Source organism: Vibrio sp. 03_296, from assembly GCF_002265885.1.
This window is the reverse complement of the sequence record NZ_NPKW01000131.1, coordinates 19,384-45,418: the sequence shown is the minus strand read 5'-3', so window position 1 is coordinate 45,418 and position 26,035 is coordinate 19,384. Positions and strand designations below refer to the sequence as shown.

Here is a 26,035-nt window from a genome sequence, read left to right as displayed (position 1 = left end):
AGGCACAAAAACGGCAGGGATGGTGTCATCACTGCCGTTTTTTTATTTGTTATCGTTTCAACACCTTAACAGCTGCTTTGAGTTGATTTCGCAACCATTGATGCGCACTTTCGCTGCTGCGGCTTGGATGCCAAATCGCGCATAAATCGTAAATATCGTGCTCAAAAGGCAAAGACACCGCTTTGATGTTGTAGGTTCCTGCAAAGGCATTGATGGTCGACTCTGGCAGCATGCCAATGTACTCACTGCCATGGATAACCGGTAACATTTCCAATGCCCCGGACGCACGATAGACAATTTTCCGTTGCGCTAAATCGGCAATATCTTCTTCACTCATTAAGCTTTTGCGCGCGTGCCAGCGTGAAACCACCACATGCTCTTCTGCCAAAAACTGCGCAACGGAACACGCGTCAGCAATACGTGGATGATCCGCGCAGCAGACCACCATTAATCGTTCGGAAAAAATAGGTTCCACTTTTAAGGTCGTCCACCCTCTTGGCGCCATGTCGATGATCAAATCATAACGCTGCAACCGCAAGTCACTTTCGTAATCTTCCGTAAACAGGGGGTGCACTTCCAAGGAGATATTTGGCGCGTGCTGACGAATTTGCTTCAAAAGCTGTGGCATCAACTCATAACTGGTGACCGACACACAAGCAATCGAGAAAATCCGATTTGACACTTTGGCTTCAAATTCACTGGATGCGGATAAGGTCGAGGTGAAGTTTTTAAATGCTGTCAGCATTGCGGGATAAATGTCCACAGCGAAACTGGTGGGCTCTACGCCTGACGGGCTGCGGTGAAACAACGGCTCATCGTAAATATCACGTAAACGTGCCAGCGCTTTGCTCACGGCAGGCTGGCTAATATCCAAACGAGCCGCGGCTTTCGAGAGATTCTGCTCTTCAAAAATCGCAACAAAAATGGGGATGAGATTCAAATCGGTATTTTTCATGGCAAAACCGGGAACACAAACGAATGGCCCAATTTTACCCAACCCAACGCCATGGCACGATGAGCGTGCTGTAAAAGTTAGTGACAGAACGCATTTTAGCGAGATTTAACCCGTCATTGACCCAAACTGAGCCCATCTCCGCTGGGGTCCACTCAATACGGCGGTTGTGCTGTTGAAAAGTTGGATGAAAGCACTGGTTAAAAGTCATAGTGGAAAGCGGTGGTTAAAAGCGCTAACGCAGAGCGACGATTCCAATTCTGTTACTATGATTTCTACCCTTCCTTTTTCGCCTGGTTATTTTTCGCCTGCTGGTCACGGTGCAACTTAGGCAATGCCTTGGGTAAAGAAATGCGCCAGTAACGTCGTGACTTTGCTTGTACGCCTTGCCAAAGCTGCTTCATCAGAGAAACGTCTTCTACACCTTGATGAAACAGCGCCGTGCTCTGTTGCCAAGGTTTTGAATCATGAGCTTTAGCGATCTGCAATTCGCCATCATTGACTCGTAACTGCTTGTACAAGAGCACCCGAACCGCTGGCCAACGCTTGGCTTTAAGCAGACGGCGAAACACCAACCACGTCGGTAATGGTCGCGAACGATAATGGCGTTTCACCATAACGATCACCGCCATCAACGTGAGCAGGAATAGCCCTCCCGCGACAAGCCACTTCGAGTAGGCACGGATAAACGACTGAAACGTATGTTTCGCATGAAAAGTGTTGCCTTCAATCACCACCGTCTCCAGCGTCCGGCTATCACTGTTCCACCACTGAAATTGGCGCTCAGGTAAGCTCAAATCCCCACCTTGTTGAATCACATACACGGTTTCTTCTGTGCGACTCGAACGATAGTCACCCCTTATTTGGGTATCCTCCAGACGATTAGGTTGAGGATACGCTTGATAGCGAGACGTGGATTCGTCGCTGAGAAGTTTGGGGAGCAACACAGAAAGGCTATCTTTGGCGCGAATGGTGATGGTTCTGGTTATGGCATCCCCGACTTTCAACGGCTCCGAGGAGGTTTGCCATTGCTGCTCTACCTCAACGTCACTGGCACTAAACCAAACAGAGTGTTGCTGTATCAATCCCGAAGGTATGGAAGCGTCAAACGAAATCGGCGTAGTGTAGAGCGTACCCGAGACGTTTTCACCATTGGACGCAGAGACTTGCACGCTCACCGCAATGGGGGGAACGACAAAGCGCCCCGACAACTGCGGATAAAGGGTAATTTCCCAGCGCTGACGCGACCACGTATGGCCGTCCTTACGCTCGGTATAGTTGGTTGCCAACGGATTACGTTGCTTGGCGATGACGTTGGGGATTTCAACGTTCCCAATGCGAGTGCCCGCGGTGAACCAGCGTGGTGTCGCGACTTCAATAGTCAAAATCACCTGCTCATTCACGCTGAACACGGGAAGCGTTTTCGTCTCTTGCGCCTTTGGCGGCGGGCCAACCCAAGCCAACAGCTCAACATTGTTGCTGCGTTGCAAATCCTCGATATCCTGCGCGTACGCTGTCGTACTCAACACTAGGTTAGAGAGGGTGAGAAACATCGCCATTAGCCACTTATGTGGAAACGGAGTCGCAAATTTGGCGTACATCATCATTGCTTGTGCTCCTGTTGCCCGAGCGTTGTGTCACTTGTTTTCGCCCTTTGATGCAATTGAATTTGGAACTTAGCCGCTAGAAAGTACTTGGGATCAGCCTCCACACGTTTTAACCATTTATCTGCTAACGCGTCACTTCCCAAGATCTCGTTTGCATTTAACGTTTCTTTAAGCATCATTTTGGCAACGGTTTGTTCGTCTACACCTTCAGCAGTTTGAGGATTATCCCCCAACTCGATTGACTCTTCTGGGCCATCCGTTGAGCCAGCTTGGCTTGCACTGGTGCGATTGATTTCTTCAACAATACCACCAATGACCCGAAGATTGTGTTCCACGTCGGCTCTTAACTTGCTGCTCAAGGTTTCTTTATCGGCAAGGGATCGTAACAAATTACGCGCGGCCAAATATTCTCGTTGGCGAGCCAGAGCGGTTGCTGCGTTGTAAAGCCCGAGGTCTTTGGCTTCATCTGACGGATCGTTTTGCATGGTTAAAAATGCGCTGTGTGCTAAGGCGTATTCTCCGGCGTAGTAATAGGCCGTGCCTTTGCGTAATGGGTCGTTGAAATGTTTGGCGGCTTGCAAGTATTGCCCTTGGTTCCACCATCGTTGACCTTGCTGGTCAGGAGTCAGCCAGAGATCCCACCACCACTGCTCCGTCTTCTCCCATACCGTCATCATTTTTGGCTGAGCAGTTCTTTCCGCACTCAGCGAAACGGTTTCTGCCATGGCATTGGGCGTTGCGATCAGCGACGTAGAGACCGTGACCACCAAGCACCATTGCACTAACCAGCCTTTGCGAAACCAGAGCATCATAATGATGGCGATGGGTAACAACAGCGGATAGCCCATATCTTGCCACGGCATCGACGAGTCACCATTTAGCTGCATATTCCGTTCAACGTATCGGTTGAGGGTTTCGATATCACGATTATCGACACTGGTTTGCACTAAACGCCCCCCCGTTGCGTTGGCCAATTTGTTCAATGAACCTAAATCCACTGGAGTGTCGGAAACAACATTTGAATTGCCCGCCGCCAAGATCAGTAATTGATACGGTTTTTCTGCAAAATACGCTTCGTACGCGTCGATGGTGGCCGGATTCACCCCATCACTCACTAACAATACGCTTGAGCCAGCCTGCCCTTGCAGTTGTTGATCAATCAGAGGCAATGCTTTTTCCGCAAGCTTACCTTCTATGGGCATAATCCCGGGTGTGATTGCCGCTAGAAACGGGTCAAAGACTTTACTGTCTTGCGTTACAGGCATCGCGACGTGTGCAGAGCCAGCAAAGACCACTAACCCCGTGCTGCCTCCTTTTCTTGCAACTAACAAATCACGAATTTTCTGTTTTGAGCGAGCTAAGCGACTGGGAGGAAGATCATTTTGTAGCATCGAGTTGCTGTTATCCAATATCACCAACATAGTCGCTTTGTCTTCACCAAATGGTGAGGCTTGCCGCTGCCAAGTCGGGCCTGCGCAAATAATAATTGCTAAAGTGACATTGACCACCAATAACTTGAGCGGCAGCTGCTTGCGCCAGCCGTACTCACCTATCGTTAACACTTGGCGTAAATGCGTTGGCAAAATGGCTTTCCAACTCGCGGCACTCTCCTCCCGCCACCTCATCCATAACAGTAGTAACATCGGCACAAACGCCAATAACCATTCCGGTCGCAGGAAGTGAAACTGAGAGAAAAACGGCGTCACTGTCATGCCGAATGAAGACGTATCAAGCATGGTGTTTCCTCTGTTCATTTTCCACTGTTGTTGCTTTGACCTTTGTGTTGCGTATCCGTCGCTTCAACGTCACCACACTAAACGCAACAAGATAGAGGCTCACCACGGTACCCATTAATCCATGATGCAAACTCTGCTTAGGGCGGTAGGTCACGCTTTGGTACAACTGAGGCTCGAGCTTACCGATATCATCGTATGCGCTGGCCAACTCATCGCGGTTCAAAGCTTGAAATGCTTTGCCGCCAGATTCACTGGCAATGCGTTCGATCGTTTGCATGTCGAGTGCAGTTTCCCCAACCGTGCTGGGATCGCCCATCGCAATCACATGAATTCTAACCCCTTTTGCTTTGGCCACCTTGGCCGCGTCTATGGGTTCAACAAAGCTTCCAGTGTCATTGCCATCAGTGAGCACGATCGCCACTTTTTGTCGTGGTTTTGAAGACGCGGCTTGGCTTTGTTCACTTTGCTCAAAGACCTTGATGGCCAAACCAATGGCATCGCCCAAATGCGTACTCTGCCCCGCCATTGCAACATCGGTTTGATTGAGCAGCGCTAACCATACTTTTTGATCCGCGGTGAACGGCGTTTGTACAAAAGCCGCGTCCCCAAACAAAATCAGACCAAGGCGATCCCCCTGTCTGGTTTTAGCAAAATCCGCCAGTACCTCTTTGGTGGCATCAAGACGAGAAATTTTTGCACCCGACGCACTGGTAAAATCCTGCTCAGCCATTGAGCCAGAAAGATCGACCACCACCATGACATCGCGACCCGAACTTTCGCGTATTTGCGGTGCGCCCAAAATGGTTGGTTTGGCAAGCGCACTGACCACCAGTAACCAAGACAACACTAACGTAGCACGTTGCCAACTGCTGGGTGTTAACTGACTGGCTCCTTCTGAGGGCGTTTCCCCCATGGCTTCCACCAGTTGATGAAAGAATGGCACCTTAATGGCGGTTTGTTTGGTGCGGTATGCCGGCACAAAGTAATAAACCACCAATGGCAGCGGTAGCGCCAGAAACCACAACGGAGAGTCAAACTCGAGATGAATAAGACTCAACATTGACGATAGATAATCAACCATGACGCAGCCCTTTTAACCATTGCCATGGAGACAATACACTCCGTTTTTCAACACTGGACGCCTTCTCTTGATGCGATTTGACCCAAAGTGCCGCACGCGCTTTCAGTGTTGCTCGTGCTGATTCACTCAAAGGTACGTTGGGGTTCACGGTGCTTTGCACCCACTGTATTGCCAACTCATCGTCAAAGAGGGGTTGTGTTGGTATAAGCTGATTCAACACAGCCAAAAATGCATAGCCAAACAGACGTGCGTAGCCGCTGTCGTGGTAGATCAATACCTGTTTTACTATCGAAAACAGTTCGCTCGCCATGGCAGGATCTTTTGGATCTAACTGTGCGATTGCCTGCAAAGCTTCGGCGCGATATCGATTATCCCAACAAAAACGGAGGTATCGATAACCAATGTAGAGCAGCACCAGCCCCCCAATGATGGCCAACACTTTCCAACCCACCGTTTGTGGCAACCAACTGACACTTTCGGGCACTGCCACATCGTGCAGTTCACGCAGAATATAGGTACTTGGCGGTGTATGTTGAATCGTCATCTATCGCCCTCCTACCCATTTTTGGAAGTGCGCAATGTGCTCGCCTTTGGTGTCCAATTCGATGTGGGGCAAGTTTTTCATCGCCATGAGTTGTGCGAGCGACTGGCGCTGCTGTTGTGACTTTTCCGCCAAGCTGATACTGGCCGTGTTGATTTTCGCTTTGCTATCCATACTCAGTTGATAGCGTCCATCACCAATCACCCAGTTAATGCGAGCAAGCTCTGGTGGAAGAGATTGTTCAAGTGGATCCCCCACCATCACAACAAGAATGTCGTTGTGCTGCTGGAGTTGCTTTAAATGGTCAAGATGATGCGTTTCACAGTCACGCCAGTCACTGATAAAAATGAGAGTCGAATGCCTTGGTTTGACGCGTTTGATCAATTCAAGCCAATGACCAAATGAGACTGAGGTGGAATCCTTGGATGCAACGTTTAGGCTCTGATTTGTTTGCGCTAAACGCTTTAGCTGCGCCAACAAATCATTTTGTGAGCGCTTCACTTTGCTGTAGTACAACTCTTGATGCGACGCGATGACGAAGCCAACACGATCACCATCTTTCAATGCTCGCCAAGCGCACATCGCGGCAATTTCCGCTGCCACCACCGATTTCATTATCTCGGTCGAGGCAAAGAACATTCCGCTACGCTGATCAACGCACACCAACACATTGCGATCTTTTTCTTCCGTATAACGACGCACGTGGGGCTTTCCGGTACGCAATGTGACTTTCCAGTCGAGGTTACGGATGTCGTCACCAAGCTGATAATGGCGCAACTCTTCAAAGTTTAAACCTCGTCCCCGAAACAAGGAACGGTGTCGCCCAGAGAGCACGCTGCCAGCCCTAAGATGCGGCAGTAAGCTAAAGCCGTCGGCTTGTGCTTGCAAACGGACAAGCCTTGCGTAATCACAGTAGACTCTAGGGTCGAGTCCTTGCGGCTGAGGGGCGATCGTTGGCTTGACCATACTGGTTCCCCCCTATCCGATTTCGACACAATCAAGCAGCGCTTGCACTACAGCTTGATGGTCAACACCATCGGCAATCGCATCATAGGAAAGTGAAAAACGATGCCCTAGCACACATGGCACCATTGCACGCACATCATCAGGTGTGACGTGGTCACGTCCTTGCAGCCAAGCGTAAGCACGCGCGCACTTATCCAGCGCGATTGACGCTCGAGGGCTCGCCCCCACTTCAATCCATTTTGATAAGGCAGTTTCGGCATAGCGATCTGGTTTACGCGTCGCCATCACAAGTGCCACGATGTAGTTTTCGACCAAGTCAGACACCGCGATAGTTGGCAATTGTCGACGGGCTTCTAACACTGTGTCGGGGTCAATAGGCTGAAGCGCTTGATCACCATCACCACTGACTTTTCTCTCCCCCATCTCTTCGCTGCGCACTAAACGAATAATCTCTCGTTCAGCCTCATCTTCTGGGTAGTCCACCGTGACTTTCATCATGAAACGATCCATTTGCGCTTCTGGGAGAGGATACGTCCCTTCTTGCTCAACGGGGTTTTGCGTGGCAAGCACCATAAAGAGCTCAGGCAGCTGGTGCGTTTTGTCACCGACCGTTATCGTGCCTTCCGCCATCGCCTCCAGCAGCGCCGCTTGGACTTTCGCTGGTGCTCGATTCACTTCATCGGCCAGTACAATGCTGTTGAAAATCGGCCCCGCTTGAAAATGGAGCTGCGGCTTACCCTCACGCTCTTGGTACACTTCTGTGCCCGTCACATCGGACGGCAGTAAATCTGGCGTAAATTGAATGCGGCCAAAGCTGGTGTTAAGCCGCTTCGCCAGCGATTTCACCGATCGCGTTTTGGCGGTGCCAGGCAATCCTTCAAGCAACACATGGCCATTAGTCAGTAATCCAATCACCAACGCCTCAACCACATGCCTTTGGCCAATGACGCTTTTTTCCGTTTGTTGAATGAGTAGATTGATGGCTTTCTGTGCGTGATTCATCGGCGTTTTCCAGTTTTGTAAACGAAAGGAAGAGATTGAAATCAGTATAAAAACAATTTGAATAACTAAAGGTTATAACGTCTATATGCCCCTTGCTGCTAACCGCTATTCACGGCGGTCATGAGGAGCTTTGAGGATTTGAGTAATGCCAACCAACATTGGCAATGCATAATCAAAAAACGCTTTGATGCCCGGACACAGATAGTTCAGTCCAACTTCACCGTCTGGAGATTTGATCAAGCGATTCTTAGGACATTCACCCCAACAATATTGAAGATAGGGGCATTGCAGGCAATAGCTCGGCAGCGACTCTCTTTTCGCCATACCAAAGGTGTACTGACGCGTTGACATGGCCAGCTCACTCAAATCATGCTGCTGAATATTAGCCAGTTGATATTCGGGATACACATAGTGATCGCAACTGAACACGTCACCATTGTGTTCTATCGCCAAGCCCTTGCCGCAGAACTCTGACGTCACGCAAAGTTGCGAAGGCAATCCCATCACCTGCGCAACGGCGGTTTCAAATAGATTAACAAGTACACGCCCTAAATCGTTATTCACCCACTCTTCAAAGGTTACAATAAGAAACGCTCCCCACTGCTGCGGGTCCACGGACCAATCCGTGACCACAGACATAGGATGCCCCGGCTTGGCCAGTTCACTACCCACGACAGGGATCATCTGTTCATTCCAAAACTGCGGCGCTGTGGTTTGAAAACCATTGGATTCGACAACGGGTGTAAACTGGAGATAAGTGGCGCCCAACTCTTGGGTAAGAAAACGATATACCTCACGAGGATACTGAGCATTATGGCGATTCACTGCAACCAAAGCGTTAAATTTCACCCCATATTTTTTGAGCGTTTCAACCGATTTCATTACCAAATCAAAGGTGGGTTTTCCGCTTCGTGTTCGGCGATATTTGTCATGAATTTCGCGCGGGCCATCGATCGACAGGCCCACAAGAAATTGGTGTTCGGCTAGAAACTGACACCACTCATCATTGAGCAAAATGCCATTCGTTTGCAGGTCATTTTCTATGCGAACGCCAACTGGCTGATATTTTTTCTGCAGTTCAACCACTTTGCGAAAGTAGTCGAGGCCGAGCAGTGTCGGCTCTCCACCTTGCCACGAGAACACGATTTCATTGCCATCCTGGCTCGCTATGTAACTTTTGATAAACGTTTCAAGCAACTCCTCACTCATCTGAGGCTGTTTCTTTTGATGCAGCAACGCTTCTTTATGCAGATAGAAACAATACTGGCAATCAATATTGCATTTGGCACCGCCGGGTTTCGCCATCACATGAAAACGACGTTGATAACTTTGATTTGCTTCGGGCTTTGCCGCAGTTTTCATGGGCACAATAGGCATCGCAGTTGAATGACGAGGAGTGACTTTTTGCATCAGTATTTCTCTTTTCTGCTGTCTCAGTATGGGCAAGACGATGAATTAAGAAGAGATAGCCTCTCCTTTTCCAAAGAGGCTATCGCTTAGACAGGGTTATTTCGGTACAAACGAACCCGGCGCCATGCGAGGTGGGTACGCTTTGAATGTTCCCATGACTTCTTGAACTTTCTCAATTGCTGGCATCATGAGGAATGAGCGTTCATACATCCAAGTGTCATAACCCATACCAGTGTCTCCACGTTCGAACGGGTCGATACTCAAGTCGAATATCTTAGGTACACGCAGTTTGGTGAAAGGCTTCTGCCAAATTGCGAGACCAGTTTCATTCTCTTGGATCATGAAGTGGTATTTGTATTTGCCATAGCGCAGTGCCAGCAGATCCCCGTCATCACTCCAATAAACGAACTCATTGCGTGCAGATTGGTCTGTTTTACCCGTGAGGTAAGGCAATTGGTTGTAACCATCCAAATGCACCTTGTAGCTGATATTGTCGACTTTTTTGCCTTTAAGCAGCTCGTCCTTGACCTTGCTGTTGCCTGCGGCTGCCAGCAGTGTTGGGAAAAAGTCTTCAAGCGACATCATGCCATTGAAGGTTTCTCCAGCTTTGATTTGGCCCGGCCATTTGATAAGCGCAGGAACGCGGAAGCCACCTTCCCAACCGGTATTTTTTTCACTGCGAAATGGCGTCATGCCCGCATCCGGCCACAAGTTGATCATCGGCCCGTTATCTGTGGTGTATACGATGATGGTGTTGTCATCGACACCCAGCTCTTTGATCTTATTCAGCAGGTGGCCAATTTGATCATCATGCTGCTTCACCCCATCTGCGTAAAACCCCGCCCCCGTTTTGCCTTGATACGCTTCTGGTACATGGGTGAAGTTGTGCATACGTGTGGTATTAAACCAAGTAAAGAATGGTTTATCCGCTTTCACTTGTTTCTCGATAAACTGTTCTGTCGCTTCGAGGAATTCGTCATCCACCGTTTCCATGCGCTTACGCGTCAGTGGCCCTGTGTCTTCGATCTTTCCATCTGCATAGGAGTGAATCACACCACGCGGGCCAAATTTTTTCTTGAACTCAGGATTTTTCGGGTAGTCGACATTTTCAGGTTCTTCTTCTGCATTCAAGTGGTACAAGTTGCCAAAGAACTCATCAAACCCGTGATTGGTTGGCAGATGTTCATCGCGGTCACCTAAGTGGTTTTTACCAAACTGGCCTGTCGCATAACCAAGTTGTTTGAGCATAGTGGCGATGGTTGGATCTTTTTCTGAGATACCTTGAGGCGCGCCTGGTAAACCCACTTTAGATAGCCCAGTTCGCTTAGGCATTTGACCGGTGATAAACGCAGAACGACCTGCTGTCGAACTTTGCTGTGCATAAAAGTTGGTGAATTTGGCGCCTTCTTTGGCAATGCTGTCGATGTTTGGCGTGCTGTACGCAAGCATGCCACCGTTGTATGCGCTTAGGTTCCAATATCCCACATCGTCACCAAAGATAACCAAAATATTGGGTTGTTCGGCTGAATAGGCGGCGGCAGAGGCTGTACCGACCGCGAGAGCACAAGCATTCAACACGAATGTCTTGCTGAGATTTTTCTTACTGTTGGGCATAAAAACTCCATTACTCCGCTGGTTGTTGACACGTTCTAGGACAAAACAAAGATTTAATTAATATAAATATTGTCATTTTGCGGATAAATAGAGTTAAAATTCGCTTTAACATAAATTTGATTTATGAGTAATCCTATGGACCTCAACTTAATTCAGACCTTTTTGGTGGTTGCGGAATATCAGTCCTACACCAAAGCTGCCGATCATTTGGGCTTAACTCAACCGGCAGTAAGCGCATCCATTAAGCGCTTAGAAAAGGTGGTCAATAAACAGTTGTTCGTTAAGAAAGGACGCGGCATCGAGCCGACCGCTTCGGCTTATCAACTGATCCCTAAATTCCATCAAGCCATCAGTATCGTAGACAACGCCATTTCTGAGCGTTCTGCTTTCCAAGTCTGTTGCTCTGAAACTCTTTTGCATAGCCTAACGCCCATAGCCAATACCGTGTTCCACGAATCTCCACCGGAAAAATATCTGCTGTTTGAACAAATCCGCCAGCAGAAAATGGATCTCATCATCGATACCGTCATCACCAAAGATTCCTCTTTTGTGATCGAGAACGCCTACCAAGAACCCGCTGTCGTCATTTGCCGTCAGGGCCACCCTCGTATTCAAGGACAGCTTAGCAAAGCCCAGTTTTATCAAGAGAGCCATTGTCTGTTTTCCGGCAAATGGAACAACACCACAGGGTTTGAGCAGCTAGCCAATGAACCTATTGAAGAGCGGATTGTCGAGATTGTGACGACGTCGCTGTCGAGTATGGCGCTCTATGTCGCCCAACGAGATTGCCTCGGCGTGGTCTCTCGTTCGTTTGCCTTAAAATGGAGTCAGGCGCTGAAACTGCAAATTCTCGATTGCCCAATTGCTATTAGCCTGATTCCCTATAAGTTCATTTATCATAAGCGCGAGCTAAACAACCCAGCTCACCAGAGGTTGAGAGAGAAGATAAAAGCGCAACTCGAACAAGCACACGCCCATCCCATCGAACTGTAAACACGAGCGTCGAAATCACAGCCGCTTTCGACGCTCACTTCGACGGACAAAACCCGGTTGTTAAAACGTGATTGAGCGTTCATTTTTCATCATAGCGAGCGGCACGGCATTCCACCGCTCTCCTTATCGATGAAGGCGTCAAGCGCTTCGCATAACCATTGGTTATATTGACTATAAAGCGACAATTTCCAGCCACATCATTAGCTTATTAGCCATCTTAATGCAGGAAAACCTGGTTTTTCTGCTTCCTCTACCCCTTATTGGAGTTTCTATGGCAAACCAAATAAGCAAACTGGCGATCGGTATTGGTGTTCTTGCAACCTCTGGTGCCGCAACGGCGGCTGACAAGCCAAATATTCTGGCCATTTTTGGCGACGATGTTGGTTACTGGAACATCAGCGCCTATAACCAAGGCATGATGGGCTATCAAACACCGAACATTGACCGTATTGCCAACGAAGGCGCACTGTTCACCGATCACTATGGTCAACAATCTTGTACCGCAGGCCGTGCCTCTTTCATTACTGGCCAAGAGCCGTTTAGAACAGGGTTGTTAACCATCGGCATGCCTGGCTCAAAACACGGCATTCCTGATTGGGCACCCACTATTGCGGATTTGTTGAAAGAGCAAGGTTACATGACCGCGCAGTTCGGCAAAAACCATTTAGGCGATCAAGACCAACATCTGCCAACCAATCACGGGTTTGACGAGTTCTTTGGCAATCTATACCACCTCAATGCAGAAGAAGAACCAGAGACTTACTACTATCCAAAAGATCCTGAGTTCCGCAAAAACTACGGCCCTCGTGGCGTGATCAAATCTTATGCTGACGGCAAAATTGAAGACACTGGTCCAATGACGCGTAAACGTATGGAGCACGCAGACGAAGAGTTCTTGGAGTCCTCGCTCGCCTTTATGGAAAAAGCGGTAAAAGCCGATAAACCGTTCTTCATTTGGCACAATACCACGCGCATGCATGTGTGGACGCGCCTTCAAGAAAAGTACCAAGGTAAATCGGGCGTGAGCATTTACGCAGATGGCATGTTGGAGCACGATGACCAAGTGGGTATCCTACTCGACAAACTCGACGAACTGGGCGTTGCTGACAACACGATTGTTATCTATTCAACCGACAACGGTGCAGAAACCGTGACATGGCCTGATGGCGGCGCAACACCATTTTATGGTGAAAAAGGGACGACTTGGGAAGGCGGCATGCGTGTTCCACAACTTGTTCGTTGGCCAGGTGTCATCAAACCAGGAAGCAAATTCAACGACATGATGGCCCACCAAGACTGGTTGCCAACCTTAATGGCAGCCGCAGGTGTACCGAATGTGAAAGAGAAACTCGCCAAAGGCTATAAAGCGAATGGTAAAGAGTGGCGTGTTCATATCGATGGCTATAACTTTAAGCCTTATTTCGAAGGCAAAGAGAAGAAAGCCCCACGCGAATCGCTTCTTTACTTCACGGCTAATGGTGAACTGAACGCCATTCGTTGGAACGATTGGAAGCTAAACTTTGCGGTAATGGAAGGCGATATTTCAAACGCGATTCGCTTCTCTCCAAACTGGCCACAAATCATCCACTTGCGTGCAGATCCATTTGAGAAAGCGCCACACGAATCGGGCATGTATCTACGTTGGATGGCAGACAACATGTGGTTGTTTGTACCCGTTCAAGACGTTATTGGGGATTTCTTCAAAACATTGCCTGATTACCCAATGCAACAAGGTGAGATGATGAACCCAGCGTCCATCAGCTATCAATCACTGGGTTTGCAAGGAAAGATGAAGCAACTTGAGCAACTGCAAAAAGAAGTGCAGAAAATCAAGTAACCTTATCTCCCCTCTTTCTATCAGCCGCTCCAAATGTGAGCGGCTTTTTTTGTTGTATGGGCAGTTGTATGAACAAAAAATGTGTTAAATAAAAAGGCCCAGTCACTCAAGTAACTGGGCCTATCAATCAGCAGTAAAGAGCTGTCATTACAGCAATTCAACTGACTGTTGAGCAATCACGAATTCTTCGTTGGTTGGAATAACCATCGCCACTGCGTTTAGCAATGCCGATGTTGCAATCACCCCTGCATTACCGAAACGAGCATCTTCGTTGCCTTTTTCATCTTCAACAAAACCAAGAAGTTTCAGATTCTTAAGGATCTCACGACGAATTGGTAGTGAGTTTTCGCCAATGCCGCCAGTGAAGATGATGCCGTCAAAAGAATCTAACGCAGCTAGGTATGACGCAATGTATTTCGCGACACGGTAGGTGAACACTTGGAATGCTAGCGTCGCGCCTTCGTGGCCCTGTTCCATCGCTTCTAAAATGCCACGAGCGTCGCTAGTTAGGCCAGATACACCTAAGAAGCCAGAAGCTTTATTTAGCGAGTTGAACACTTTCTCTTGAGACCAACCTTTCTTAAGCAGGTATTCAATAATGCCAGGGTCTAGGTCACCACAACGAGTACCCATCATAAGGCCAGAAAGCGGCGTGAAGCCCATAGAGGTATCGACAGATTCACCATTGTTAATTGCACACACTGAAGCACCATTGCCAAGGTGTACAGAGATGAAGCTAGACTCTTCAATTGGCTTGTTCAGCATTTTCGCTGCTTCGCGACTTACGAAGTAGTGGCTGGTACCATGGAAACCGTAGCGACGAATGCCGAAATCCGTGTATAACTCGTTCGCGATAGCGCCTGTAAACGCACGCTTTGGCATAGTTTGGTGGAAAGCGGTATCAAACACAGCAAACTGAGGAAGTGCTGGAAAGGCTTCCATCGCCGCACGAATACCGATAGCACCCGCAGGGTTATGCAGAGGAGCAAGATCGGCAAGCTTCTCGATCTCTGCCGTCACTTCCTCATTAATACGTACTGTCGACGTGAATTTCTCACCACCGTGTACAATTCGGTGCCCTACAGCAACGATATCTTTCGTCAAACCTAATTCTTCAGTCAAACCAACCAGTTTGCCGATAGCGATTTTGTGGTGGTTATCTTCACCTTCAATGGCAATCTCAGTTTTTTCGCCAGAGTATTTCCAGCTCATGCGCGCATCTTCAAGACCGAAACACTCACCCAAGCCACTCAACACGGCTTCACCAGTGACAGAGTTTATGACTGCAAACTTGAGAGAAGAGCTACCCGAGTTGATAACCAATACGAACGAATTAGACATTAAGTTTATTTCCTGTTGTGGAGCGGAATATAAGGGACCGACGCCAAGGCGCGATGTTCATTCATTGTTGAAACCATTATTCAATAATTTTTGAATCTTTCAACTATCTTTTAGTTCAATTGTTTAGGTCACGACTTTTTTGTTGATCTACCGCAATTTTTGATTTTATTTGAAGCGAAAAATTATATAACCATAGTGCAAGTGACATCATATGTTATAAGCATTCGTTGCCCTCAACTTACAACAATGTTATTCACTTAAGCCCATAATGGTGCAGATCTTTGAAAATTTGAGCGAAAAAAAACCGGGTTATCACCCGGCTTTCTTTAAATCATATTGGATTAATCTTCGTTGCGACGTGGACGACCGTGGCCACGCTCACCACGATGGTTACCACGGTGATCACCACCACGGTTGCGATCAAAACGACGCTCACCGTCACGGTTACCACGGAAACCACCTTCACGGTTACCACGGTAGCCACCTTCACGACCGCCTTCGCGATTGCCTTCGCGATTGCCTTCGCGATTGCCACGGTAGCCGCCTTCACGACGACCGCCTTCGCGGAAACCACCTTCACGGCGAGCACCATCACGACGACCACGGTTTTCGTTGAAATCGTTGAAATCACAAACAACGGCACCTACTTCTTTCTGACGAATACGCAGTTTACGAAGTTTGCTTGCAGCTTGTGTGCTCATCGCTTTTGGTAGCTGAACAAACGTGTGCTCTTGAGCCAGTTTGATTGCACCAATTGAACCTTTACCTAAGCCAAGTTCGTTTGCCAGTGCGCCTACGATGTCTTTCACTTGAACACCTTGCTCACGGCCAACTTGAAGTTGGTAAGTATCCCAATCTTGGTTGCTGTTAAAGCTTTCACGACGACCGCCATTGTCACGACTTTCACGACGCTCACGACGGTTTTGCTTATCGCGCTCAATCGCTTCGATCATTGGGTCTTCGCCAATGTAGAATAGCGGACGTTTGCCTTGCTGACGCTTCAATAGAATCGCCGCTAGAACGCTTGAGTCGATCTCTAGACGCTCTTCTAGTTTCTCGATCAGCTCTGCGAACTTATCAAGCGCTTTATGCTCGATGTCAGCTTGAAGCTCAGCGGCAAGTTTATCTAGACGCGCTGCTGCAACTTTGTCACGAAGTGGCAGTTGGATCTCTTCCATAGAAGACTTAGTAACACGCTCGATAGTGCGAAGCATGCGAATTTGGTTTGTGCGAACAAGAAGGATCGCTTTACCTTGACGTCCTGCACGGCCAGTACGACCGATACGGTGGATGTATGACTCAACATCGAATGGGATGTCGTAGTTAAACACGTGAGTGATACGTGGCACGTCTAGACCACGAGCAACAACGTCTGTTGCAACAAGGATATCGATAACACCTTGTTTGATGTGATCAACCGTGCGCTCACGTAGAGACTGAGGAATATCACCGTGTAGTGCTGCTGCTTTGAAGCCGCGTGCACATAGCCAATCCGCTAGACGCTCAGTGTCTTGACGAGTACGTACGAACACGATTGATGCATCTGTCTCTTCTGTTTCTAGAAGACGAGACATTGCTTCATCTTTTTCTACGCCTTTAACAACCCAGAACTGCTGTGCAACTTTATCTACAGTGTGGTTTTTACCTGCAACGTCGACAGTGACTGGATCACGCAAGAAGCGCTCAACAATGTTTTTCAGCATTGGAGGCATAGTTGCAGAGAACAGTACGCGTTGTGCAGATGATGGAGCGTGCTCCATGATTTCCGTTACATCGTCAACGAAACCCATGTTTAGCATTTCGTCTGCTTCATCAAGAACGAAAGTATGCACTTCACCTAAGTCTAGGCGCTCGCGGTTGATAAGGTCTTGAACACGGCCCGGAGTACCCACGATAACGTGAGTGCCATTCTTAAGAGCACGCATTTGATCAACGATAGATGCACCACCGTAGATCTCTAGTACTTTCAAACCACGGATGTTTTGACCAAGGTTTTTCATCTCAGCCGCAACCTGGATCGCTAGCTCACGAGTTGGAGCCAGTACGATTGCTTGAGGTTTACGCTGTGCGAGATCAAGTTTGTTGAGAAGAGGCAGAGAAAATGCTGCCGTTTTGCCCGTACCCGTTTGTGCTTTACCTAGCGCATCCACACCTTGTAAAAGATGAGGAATCGCAGCTGCCTGAATCGGTGTTGGCGAAACAAAGCCCATACCATCAAGAGCGGAAAGGATAGCATCATTCAGCTCTAAATCGCTGAATTGAATTACAGAATCTTGCATTGGGATCCTACTGTATTAATTGTAAAAATGGGTCCCACAAGCTCTTCTCATTCGATACTGGTCCATTCAGATGCTGCTTTTTAATTCAAAGCAACACAGTACTAAAACGCTACAAGCCATTGGGGACGACTTAAGGGAGGCGGATTATTCCTTAAAAGCATAAAAAAAGCCAGAAAAAATTGAATTTCATCACAATTATTTCTTTGAATTCTCTTCACATACGCTTGCTACTCGCTCAGCCCCCGAAAAACAAGGCTTCAAGACGAATATTATTTGCACAATTTTTATCGAGACTGGGGGGTTAAACCGGGTTTTGGTAGCAATAACGCGGCGCAATGATTATAGTGTGCCCAATTTCAAACATAAGTTTAGTAAAGATGTTTCAAGATAACCCACTTTTAGCCCAGCTTAAGCAACAAATTCAGGAAAATCTGCCAAAGAAAGAAGGCACGATTAAAGCAACCGAAAAAGGTTTTGGCTTTCTCGAAGTCGATAGCAAGACAAGTTTCTTTATTCCACCCGCCTACATGAAGAAATGTATGCACGGTGATAAGGTGATCGCCATTATCCGCACCGAAAACGAACGCGAAGTGGCTGAGCCACAAGAGCTTGTCGAGCAGATGCTCAATCGCTTCATCGGTCGTGTGAAAATGTTCAAAGGAAAATTGAATGTTGTTCCTGATCATCCTCAACTGAAGAAGATGTCTCTCAAAGCCAAAACGAAGAAAGGTCTTAACCCTCAAGAATTTGCTGAAGGCGACTGGGTTGTTGGCCATTTGATCCGTCACCCACTAAAAGATGACAACGGTTTCTTTGTTGAAATCAGCGAGAAAATTACCGATGCCAATGACAAGATCGCACCATGGTGGGTAACACTGGCAGAAAACGATCTGCCTAACTCTGAGCCTGCCGGTATCGACGATTGGCAAATTAAAGATGATGCGGATCTTGAGCGTATCGACATGACGCATATCCCTTTTGTGACCATCGATGGTGAGTCAACAAAAGACATGGACGATGCACTCTACGCGAAGAAAAACGACGCTGGCGATTTTGAGTTGACGATTGCCATTGCCGATCCAACTGCTTATATCACACCAGATGATAAAATGGACAAGGTTGCACGTGAGCGTGGCTTTACCATTTATCTTCCTGGACGCAACATCCCAATGCTGCCTCGTGACCTTGCTGATGAACTGTGTTCGCTAATCGAAGGTGAAATCCGCCCTGCCCTTTGCTGCACAGTCACCGTCAGTAAAGACGGCGTGATTGGCGATGATATCCAGTTCTTTGCGGCAAACATCAAGTCGCACGCCCGTTTGGCGTATGACAATGTCTCCGACTGGCTCGAAACAGGCAGCTGTGAAAAATGGCAACCAAGCGAAGAAATTGCTGCCATCGTGCGTGACCTATACCAGTTCTCGCAAGCTCGTGCTGAATGGCGAGAGAAGAATGCTGTCGTGTTCCCAGATCGCCCAGATTACCGTTTTGAACTGAGTGAAGATAACGATGTCGTTGCGATTCACGCAGACATGCGTCGCAGTGCAAACCGCTTGGTCGAAGAGTCGATGATCACAGCCAACATTTGTGCGGGTAAAACACTGCAAGCCCATTTCGGTACTGGCGTATTTAACTGCCATGCAGGCTTCAAGTCAGAGAAGATTGCCGATGTAGTGGAACTGGTTAACCCAGACGGTACGTTGGAGTTCACAGCTGAGTCGATTGCCACTCGTGAAGGTTTTGCTGCGCTACGCCGCTGGTTAAGCAAACAAGAAACGACTTATCTTGATAACCGAATTCGCAAATTCCAAACCTACAGTGAAGTGAGCAACCAGCCTTTACCGCACTATGCGATGGGCCTTGATATCTACGCAACTTGGACATCTCCAATTCGTAAATATGGCGATATGATCAACCATCGTATGCTTAAGGCACTAATTCTAAACAAAGAGCCTGTGCAAAAACCGGATGATAGTGTCGGCGAAGAGCTTGCTTTACACCGCAAACATCACAAGATTGCAGAACGTAATGTTGCAGACTGGTTGTATGCACGCACTCTAGCAGACGCTCCAGCAAATCAAACGCTGTTTACCGGTGAAATCTTCGATATTAACCGTGCTGGTATGCGCATCCGTTTACTTGAAAATGGCGCTGCGGCATTCATCCCTGGTTCTCTTATTATTGATAATAAAGAAAGAATTGAGTGCAATGGTGACCTAGGTACTGTTTCTATCGATAAAGAAGTGGTATACAAACTGGGAGACGTTCTTGAAGTCGTGTTAGCTGACGTTAACCAGGAGAACAGAAGCCTGGTTGCGAAACCTACCCAAGTATTCGCTGAATTACCCGTGGTAGAAGAAACTCAGAATTAACATCTTAAAAAGCGTTCAAATGAACGCTTTTTTTATACCACCAATTCACAATAACGTGATTTTCATTGGTAACACTGCAAGAACAGTTCTATTAAATATAACTATATTCATTCAGTGGTAAGCTACTTTATGCCAACAATAGAAATTATCAGATTTAACCACTTTGCTCCGAGGAAACAGGAACGTTATCCAGTGACAAAGAATGGCCTATTTTTCGTGGAGCAAGGCAGCCTAACCGTAACACAAGATTCCGGAGCAACGAGTGAGCTGACGGCAGGAGAATTTGCATTGTACAATTCCGGCCAATTAAAAGAAGCTCAAGCTCAACCGGGAGAAAATGGATTTTCAGCGTTAGCCTTGGTGTTTAGCATCACGCTGCTTCAAAAGTTCCGTAACGTTTACCCTTTATCTAAAATTCCAGCTCAACAAACTGACACCTTTTTCAAATTCAGTGGTCAACATAAGCGAATCGACCAGCTGAAAGATATGCTTATTGAAGAAGTTGAGAGGAAACAAAACTCGCAAGCTCAAGAACATTTAGCCTTGGCGTTAATGGCGCTCATGGTTGAAAAACAGCCAGAGCTACTCAATATGATTATTCGCGCAACACAATTTAGTGAAACGCAAAAAATCATTCAGTTTATTGAAAGCAATATCGAAGAAGAGATCTCATTGGAGACGCTCGCCAAGCACATGGGTATGTCCACCGCAACCCTGAAACGACGCTTAGCGGCAGAAGAGATGTCATTTTCACAGTTGTTGAAGATTAAGCGAATCTCTCATGCAGCGACTCAGCTTCGCGTAACGGATAAATCGATTACCACCATTGCTTACGAGTCTGGATTTAAAAGTGCTGCCCATTTTAGTACCGCGTTTAAAGCGGTACAGCAAATGACACCCAAAGAGTTCCGCGCGAAAGTACAACAACACGGTAAAGCCTAGCGACGAGCTTTCCAAATCAGGCAAGCGTAATGCGTAGTGATTCACTCACTGCGCATTACCAAAAACACGCCAATGGGTCGTGTTCTATCTCCTCTAAAATCGAATCAAGATCATCGGATTTCATTAGCGGGTAATAGGGTTCCCAATAGAAGGTGTCACCGTCAAACTTCGCTTGAAAGAACAACCATTCGCCGTGAAATACATCAAAGAGAATTTTGGCCACCGGTGAGGTGTATTCACTGTGACGAGAATCCAACAAATACGCCGCTTTGTAAAAAATCACTCCAGTCTCGATCGGTTGATAGAGACATTTTCCGAGCTCAACGGGAAGGTTAACGTTTCTTTTTGTGCACAGCGCTTGGGCACCTTTATTAAGCCGACTGATAGCAATTTGCGTCACTGACATAGTCATTCCTTCATCTATTCGGCTAGATTTGCTGACGTTTGCTTTCGAAGCCCTATCAAAAAGCCACAGGCTTACTCAACGCCACCGTTTGCCGCTTTATAGACTTATTTTAGTACACAAAGTGTAATCGCCATGCGAGTGACTTAATGTTTAGACCTTCACAAAAATGTAACCTGAACGAAATATCATTCCACTCTCAAATAACCCTATTTTGGAGTAAGTTATGTTTCGCTTTGTGGTACCCGTCCTTTTATCTCTCTTTTCTATCGTCCCATTAAGCCACGCTAAAGAAGTGAATATTTCCGGTTCGACCTCTGTTGCACGTGTAATGGACGTGCTTGCCGAAGAGTTTAACAAGTCTCACACAGATTCTTTTATCGCCGTCCAAGGTATTGGCTCGACCGCAGGAATCACGATGGTTAACAAAGGCGTAGTTGAGCTGGGGATGAGCTCCCGCTACCTCACAGAAAGCGAGAAAGGTGAAGATTTGAATGTGGATTTAATTGCTTACGACGGGCTAGCGGTGGTCATCAACCGTTCCAATACCCTTTCTAATCTGACTCAAGAGCAACTCTACAATATCTACAAAGGCAAAATCACCAACTGGAAACAAGTGGGTGGTGAAGACAAACCCATCGCTGTTGTCACTCGCGAGACTTCCTCCGGCACTCGCTATAGCTTTGAAAGCTTACTGGGCCTGACTCGCATTATTAATGATCGTCTTGTTTCGGACATCAATCCAAGCAACTTAGTTGTCAACAGCAATAGCATGGTGAAAACCATCGTAAATCATAACCAACATGCGATTGGTTTTATCTCGATGGGTTCGGTTGACAACTCCGTAAAAGCGATTAGCGTTGAAGGTGTCGCACCAAACTCAGATAACATCAAAAACCACTCATACTTACTGTCACGTCCATTCTTGATTTTGTATAAAGTCGACGCCGTCGATAAAGACAGTAAAGCATTCATCGCTTTCATTAAGTCAACTCAAGGACAGAAAATCATTACCGATTATGGCTATACCTCAGTGAGCAGCCATAAAGAATAAGTGATTTCGCATTCGATAAAAAAGCCAGTCCGTTAAAGGACTGGCTTTTGATTTCTCCGCTCAAATATGGCGGTTATTGAGAGAGATGTTAAGGCGTCACATCTGGCTCTACTGGTGTTTCAGGTTGCGTCTCGTCTACAATCGGCTTACGTAATTGCAAGAACCAGTACTCAGCGGACTCTTGGCCCTCAGTAGCAAGTATCACCGTGTCACCAAGGTTATACGTTTTCGCTTCAGTAGTTGAAACTTTCGCTGGCAATTGATACATGAAACTATCGCTAGACCAGTCGCCTTTCTCCCCTTTGACTGCTGCGCCGTGACCGAACAAAACAAACTGCTCGTTTGGTACATCCGCATTAGACACTGTGTATTGATTGCCATCAATCACCGGGAACTTGGCATAAGAGCCTTCCAGCAGTTTGTCCTTTTTGTTGAAGAGATCATGACGAATCTGTTTCTCGATCACGCCTTCCACTTCCACATCAACAATCTCTGCCACATGGAACATGTCTGTGCTATTGACTGACTGACGCCCTGCACTGTAAACGACATTGGCATCTGACTTAACACTGGCGACGCCATAGTTATCACCACCACGACGGGACATGCCTTCTTCGAACAGGAACAGGTACGGAAGATCTGCAATTGAGTTCCAAACCCAGTAGCCGATCAGGTCATAACTGCCGCGAGCAGCAATCAAACAACCCGCACCAGATTCTGCAAGCTCTGCTCTTAGTGCAACACTGACCGATTTAGGCTCAGCACAGAAGTAACCTGCATCACCTGGGTACATAAACTGCTGTGATGTCGCAGTTTTCGTTTCCATGTCATAGAGGTTCAATGTTGGTGGAGCAAACGCGCCGTAGTCCATCTGATTCGTATCTAGTGCAGCGATCATCCCTTGCTGAGACGGCAGTTGCACTGGCACACCATTGAGTGAAGCAATCTTGTCATTCCACGTATTGCTCGCGAAATCAAATTCAGACACGAGCGTTGTATCGTCTTCTTTGACTAGGAATAAGTTACCATTCGACGCAAAGTAGAAACTATCTGCATTGAGATTAAATTGCTTTTTGTACAAGGTGCTGGTATCAACTTCGGCAAGCGTGCCATCCGCCAGCGTCATACGATACGCTTTGTGCTCAGGAATCACACCGCTTACGTGTTGGTTAGAGGTAACCAACATCACATAACCATTCGACGCTGAGATCACTTGATTGGAGAGCAGTTTGAAATCCGTTGTCGGCAAGAGCACTTCAACCGCATCACTCTCACCATTTGCCGTTACTTGAGTAACAAACAACGCACCATTTTGAGATCCTGACACCTGCCAGAAGCGGTATAGCGTGTCACCACTTTGTACAGCTTGAACCAGCGTTAGCCCCTGCAAACTTGCTTGATTACCCGCGACTTTGTGCCACTGATAGACATCTTGATTATCCAACACAGCGACAGGGAGATCGATGCGTGTTGGGTAGTCGTACGCGTCTGTAATTGCGCCAATTTCAGCGAAAATATTTTGCAGTTCAACCGGTACAGAATCAAGACCCAGCTTAGTTTCACCCGCTCGTACACCACGCATAAAGTCTGCATCTTTATCTAAGTTTGCAACTTGAATACCCGATGCATCGACTTCCTCTCTAAAACCATAACTTTCAAAGTCTAGCCCACCTGAAGTGGCAGAGAACTCATGAACAACGCCATTTGAACGCGTAAATTTGAAGGTATAAGGCAGTTTACTACCCTCATTCAAAATCATCTTACCGTCGACGAACTCTGGTACAGAAAACACGATCATGGCTTGGGTTACCGTTACGGTTTGTTCTAACGTAAAGCCTTTGTATGTGGCCGTAACAACAGACGTGCCTTCGACAATACCCGTTGCGAGACCTTGCTCATCAATAGTGAGCACATCTGGTGCGCTTGTCGTCCATGCGACACCTTCAACGATTTGAGATACAGAACCATCGTTATACTCACCGTTCAACGTTAGCTGTACAGATTGGTTCTTAGAGACACTACTATTCGGTAGGTTTAGGCTGATCCCTGTAAGTTTAGCAACCACACTAAACTCTTGAGACGCGCTGTAACCTTCGTAAGTTGCCGTTACCGTGGCACTTCCAACCCCTTTCGCGACAAAGACACCCGAACCCACAGGTTCAAGGATCGCAGGATTACTCGATACCCATTCAGCGTTCTCGCTAAAGTTCACCACGTAACCGTTCTCATGCACGCCTTCAGCGACCACTTTAAACTGCTCTTGGAGATATTGTTCGCGTTTGTCAAAGCCCAATCTCAAGCCAGATAATGTAGCTGGTTCAGCATTGAAAGCAATGGTTGACGTCGCACCTTGATAAGTCGCAGTGAGAGAGATATCACCCGTACCCACAACTTGAAGATGGCCATCAACAAACGTAATAGCGTTTGCTGGCGACGCTGACCAAGTGACGAATCCAGTCACCTCAGTTGTTGTACTGTCTGTCCAGATTGCAGAAACCAACGGCAGAAGCTTATCGCCTACGCTCACTTTTTTATCGACGCCGCTCAACACAATGTTGCTCAGCCCTACACCTTCAGCGGTAAATGTGCTCGATGTGGATACGCCTTTGTATTCGGCTTTAAAAGTAATCACACCCGGCTCTTTGACCTTCCAACGAGCACCGACTTTTTCTAACGCAGAAGCAGGCGTAACGGTGAAAGTCGCGTCTTTGCTGATGTCAGTTGACGATGCATCCGACCAAAGTGCAAATGTTGAAGGACTAATCAAATCCCCAACATGCGCGATTTGTGGCAGGCCAGTCACTAGCACATACTTGATACTTGCAGGAGCAGGGTCCGGTGAAATAACCGCATCATATTCTGAAGACCAACCAGGAAGATTAGTGAAACGGTGCGCTTCTTGCTCGACGAACCAAGTATCGGCAAACAGAGCGTTCCACGCATTGTTGTACGGAATGTCGTTAAGGCGATGCCACTGCTCCCATGAAATGTCACTTCTCACATTTCGTAGCCAAGTCACGGTATTGTCGAACCCTGTGAGAGATCCATCAAAATCAACAATCGACTTTAAGCCGACACCGTAGCGAACAATCATTTGCTCGGCGTAACGGCGATCAAGTGTTTGGTACGCCGCCCATTCATTGGCAGAAACAAAGTTGTCTTTGTTGACATCGGCCAATACATACTCAACCGTTGAGAAATTACTGATCAGAGCGTCAACACCTTCGCTGTCGATAGTCTGCTCTAGTGTTTGTCCGGCATATTCATAAAGAATCACTTCATTGCGTTGCGCCTTATAAGTGATTGGCAAAGATTTGAGGCTTTCGTACTCGTCTAGATACACTTTTGCTTCAACAAAGTATCGACCATCTTGATCGGTCTTTGCTTGTGCCAAAAGCTTCTCACCTGCATAGATGGAAACTTCCGCATCGTACAGCGGGCCATCATAGACAATACCCGTAAACTTTAAGCCTTTATACTCTCGTGAATCTGTCGAGGCATCTGAGCCACCACTGTCACTACCACAAGCCGTTAACATCAAAATGAGTGGAATACCCATCAGGCCATTTTTATACATGAACTCTCCTTAACATGTATTAGATTTAAATATCGATAGCAGTTTAAAAACCAAAAACAGATATAAAAAAACATCAGTTACAGATGAATTAATATAAAAGTTGCTATCAAAAACTGACGCCCGCGGATTTTAATTTTCATAAAAACAAATATCAAATTAAACCACCCCAAACCAAAATAGTTTAAAAAAACAAGCTAACACTTATCTTATAAATTTAAAGAAAAGCCAAAAACAAACCAAATAACAAAAAGTTACAATGGCAATTTGAACATTAACAAATATCAGAATTGTAAGTAAACGAAATAAACACATTGATTAATTACACGTT

At 47.1% G+C, this 26,035-nt stretch carries 18 protein-coding genes; 5 read left to right on the top strand and 13 right to left on the bottom strand.

Features of this window, described 5'->3' with window-relative positions:
- Positions 1–49: 49 nt before the first annotated feature.
- The 9 genes from CIK04_RS16685 to CIK04_RS16645 all read right to left on the bottom strand — a co-directional run bounded on the left by CIK04_RS16685 (position 50) and on the right by CIK04_RS16645 (position 10,909).
- Positions 50–955, bottom strand: a complete 906-nt coding sequence (locus CIK04_RS16685) for a LysR family transcriptional regulator (RefSeq protein WP_128824633.1) — start codon at positions 953–955, stop codon at positions 50–52.
- A 272-nt stretch (positions 956–1,227) separates the two neighbouring features.
- The gene (locus CIK04_RS16680; RefSeq protein WP_097352616.1) at positions 1,228–2,559 is read right to left on the bottom strand and encodes a BatD family protein; all 1,332 of its coding nucleotides are present in this window, start codon (positions 2,557–2,559) and stop codon (positions 1,228–1,230) included.
- Positions 2,556–4,295 (bottom strand): VWA domain-containing protein, encoded by a 1,740-nt coding sequence (locus tag CIK04_RS16675; protein WP_232708652.1) that lies wholly within the window; start codon positions 4,293–4,295, stop codon positions 2,556–2,558. Before CIK04_RS16675 ends, CIK04_RS16680 begins: the two co-directional genes overlap by 4 nt.
- Entirely contained in the window at positions 4,288–5,376 is a 1,089-nt protein-coding gene (locus CIK04_RS16670; protein WP_097352614.1) for a VWA domain-containing protein, read from the bottom strand. Before CIK04_RS16670 ends, CIK04_RS16675 begins: the two co-directional genes overlap by 8 nt.
- A complete protein-coding gene (locus CIK04_RS16665; RefSeq protein WP_097352613.1) occupies positions 5,369–5,920 on the bottom strand; it encodes a DUF4381 domain-containing protein in 552 nt (183 codons plus the stop codon). Before CIK04_RS16665 ends, CIK04_RS16670 begins: the two co-directional genes overlap by 8 nt.
- Entirely contained in the window at positions 5,921–6,883 is a 963-nt protein-coding gene (locus CIK04_RS16660; protein WP_017422940.1) for a DUF58 domain-containing protein, read from the bottom strand.
- A 12-nt stretch (positions 6,884–6,895) separates the two neighbouring features.
- Positions 6,896–7,885, bottom strand: a complete 990-nt coding sequence (locus CIK04_RS16655; protein ID WP_097352612.1) for a MoxR family ATPase — start codon at positions 7,883–7,885, stop codon at positions 6,896–6,898.
- A gap of 105 nt (positions 7,886–7,990) precedes the next feature.
- Positions 7,991–9,295, bottom strand: coding sequence for an anaerobic sulfatase maturase (locus CIK04_RS16650; RefSeq protein ID WP_097352611.1), 1,305 nt, complete (start codon positions 9,293–9,295; stop codon positions 7,991–7,993).
- Positions 9,296–9,391: 96 nt separating this feature from the next.
- Entirely contained in the window at positions 9,392–10,909 is a 1,518-nt protein-coding gene (locus tag CIK04_RS16645) for an arylsulfatase (protein WP_039538172.1), read from the bottom strand.
- 123 nt (positions 10,910–11,032) lie between these two features.
- Between CIK04_RS16645 and CIK04_RS16640 the strand changes: the two genes are divergently transcribed.
- Positions 11,033–11,902, top strand: a complete 870-nt coding sequence (locus tag CIK04_RS16640) for a LysR family transcriptional regulator (RefSeq protein ID WP_039545265.1) — start codon at positions 11,033–11,035, stop codon at positions 11,900–11,902.
- A 271-nt stretch (positions 11,903–12,173) separates the two neighbouring features.
- Entirely contained in the window at positions 12,174–13,739 is a 1,566-nt protein-coding gene (locus CIK04_RS16635; protein ID WP_086468026.1) for an arylsulfatase, read from the top strand.
- 147 nt (positions 13,740–13,886) lie between these two features.
- Here CIK04_RS16635 and CIK04_RS16630 read toward each other — a convergent pair whose 3' ends face one another.
- Complete coding sequence (locus tag CIK04_RS16630) at positions 13,887–15,080, bottom strand: acetate/propionate family kinase (RefSeq protein ID WP_017790825.1); 1,194 nt, start codon at positions 15,078–15,080, stop codon at positions 13,887–13,889.
- 341 nt (positions 15,081–15,421) lie between these two features.
- Entirely contained in the window at positions 15,422–17,359 is a 1,938-nt protein-coding gene (locus tag CIK04_RS16625) for a DEAD/DEAH box helicase (protein WP_097352610.1), read from the bottom strand.
- Positions 17,360–17,736: 377 nt separating this feature from the next.
- Between CIK04_RS16625 and rnb the strand changes: the two genes are divergently transcribed.
- Complete coding sequence (gene rnb, locus CIK04_RS16620; RefSeq protein WP_097352609.1) at positions 17,737–19,731, top strand: exoribonuclease II; 1,995 nt, start codon at positions 17,737–17,739, stop codon at positions 19,729–19,731.
- Positions 19,732–19,860: 129 nt separating this feature from the next.
- On the top strand, positions 19,861–20,673 hold the full coding sequence (locus tag CIK04_RS16615) for an AraC family transcriptional regulator (RefSeq protein ID WP_026050868.1): 813 nt from the start codon (positions 19,861–19,863) through the stop codon (positions 20,671–20,673).
- Positions 20,674–20,728: 55 nt separating this feature from the next.
- Here the strand turns inward: CIK04_RS16615 and CIK04_RS16610 are convergent, their stop codons facing one another.
- Positions 20,729–21,085 (bottom strand): DUF3024 domain-containing protein, encoded by a 357-nt coding sequence (locus CIK04_RS16610; RefSeq protein ID WP_017790823.1) that lies wholly within the window; start codon positions 21,083–21,085, stop codon positions 20,729–20,731.
- Between the two features lie 217 nt (positions 21,086–21,302).
- Between CIK04_RS16610 and CIK04_RS16605 the strand changes: the two genes are divergently transcribed.
- The gene (locus CIK04_RS16605; protein ID WP_039538181.1) at positions 21,303–22,130 is read left to right on the top strand and encodes a phosphate ABC transporter substrate-binding protein; all 828 of its coding nucleotides are present in this window, start codon (positions 21,303–21,305) and stop codon (positions 22,128–22,130) included.
- Positions 22,131–22,218: 88 nt separating this feature from the next.
- On the opposite strand, the gene CIK04_RS16600 is transcribed toward CIK04_RS16605, so the two are convergent.
- Positions 22,219–25,707, bottom strand: coding sequence for an Ig-like domain-containing protein (locus tag CIK04_RS16600; RefSeq protein WP_097352608.1), 3,489 nt, complete (start codon positions 25,705–25,707; stop codon positions 22,219–22,221).
- Positions 25,708–26,035: the final 328 nt, after the last annotated feature.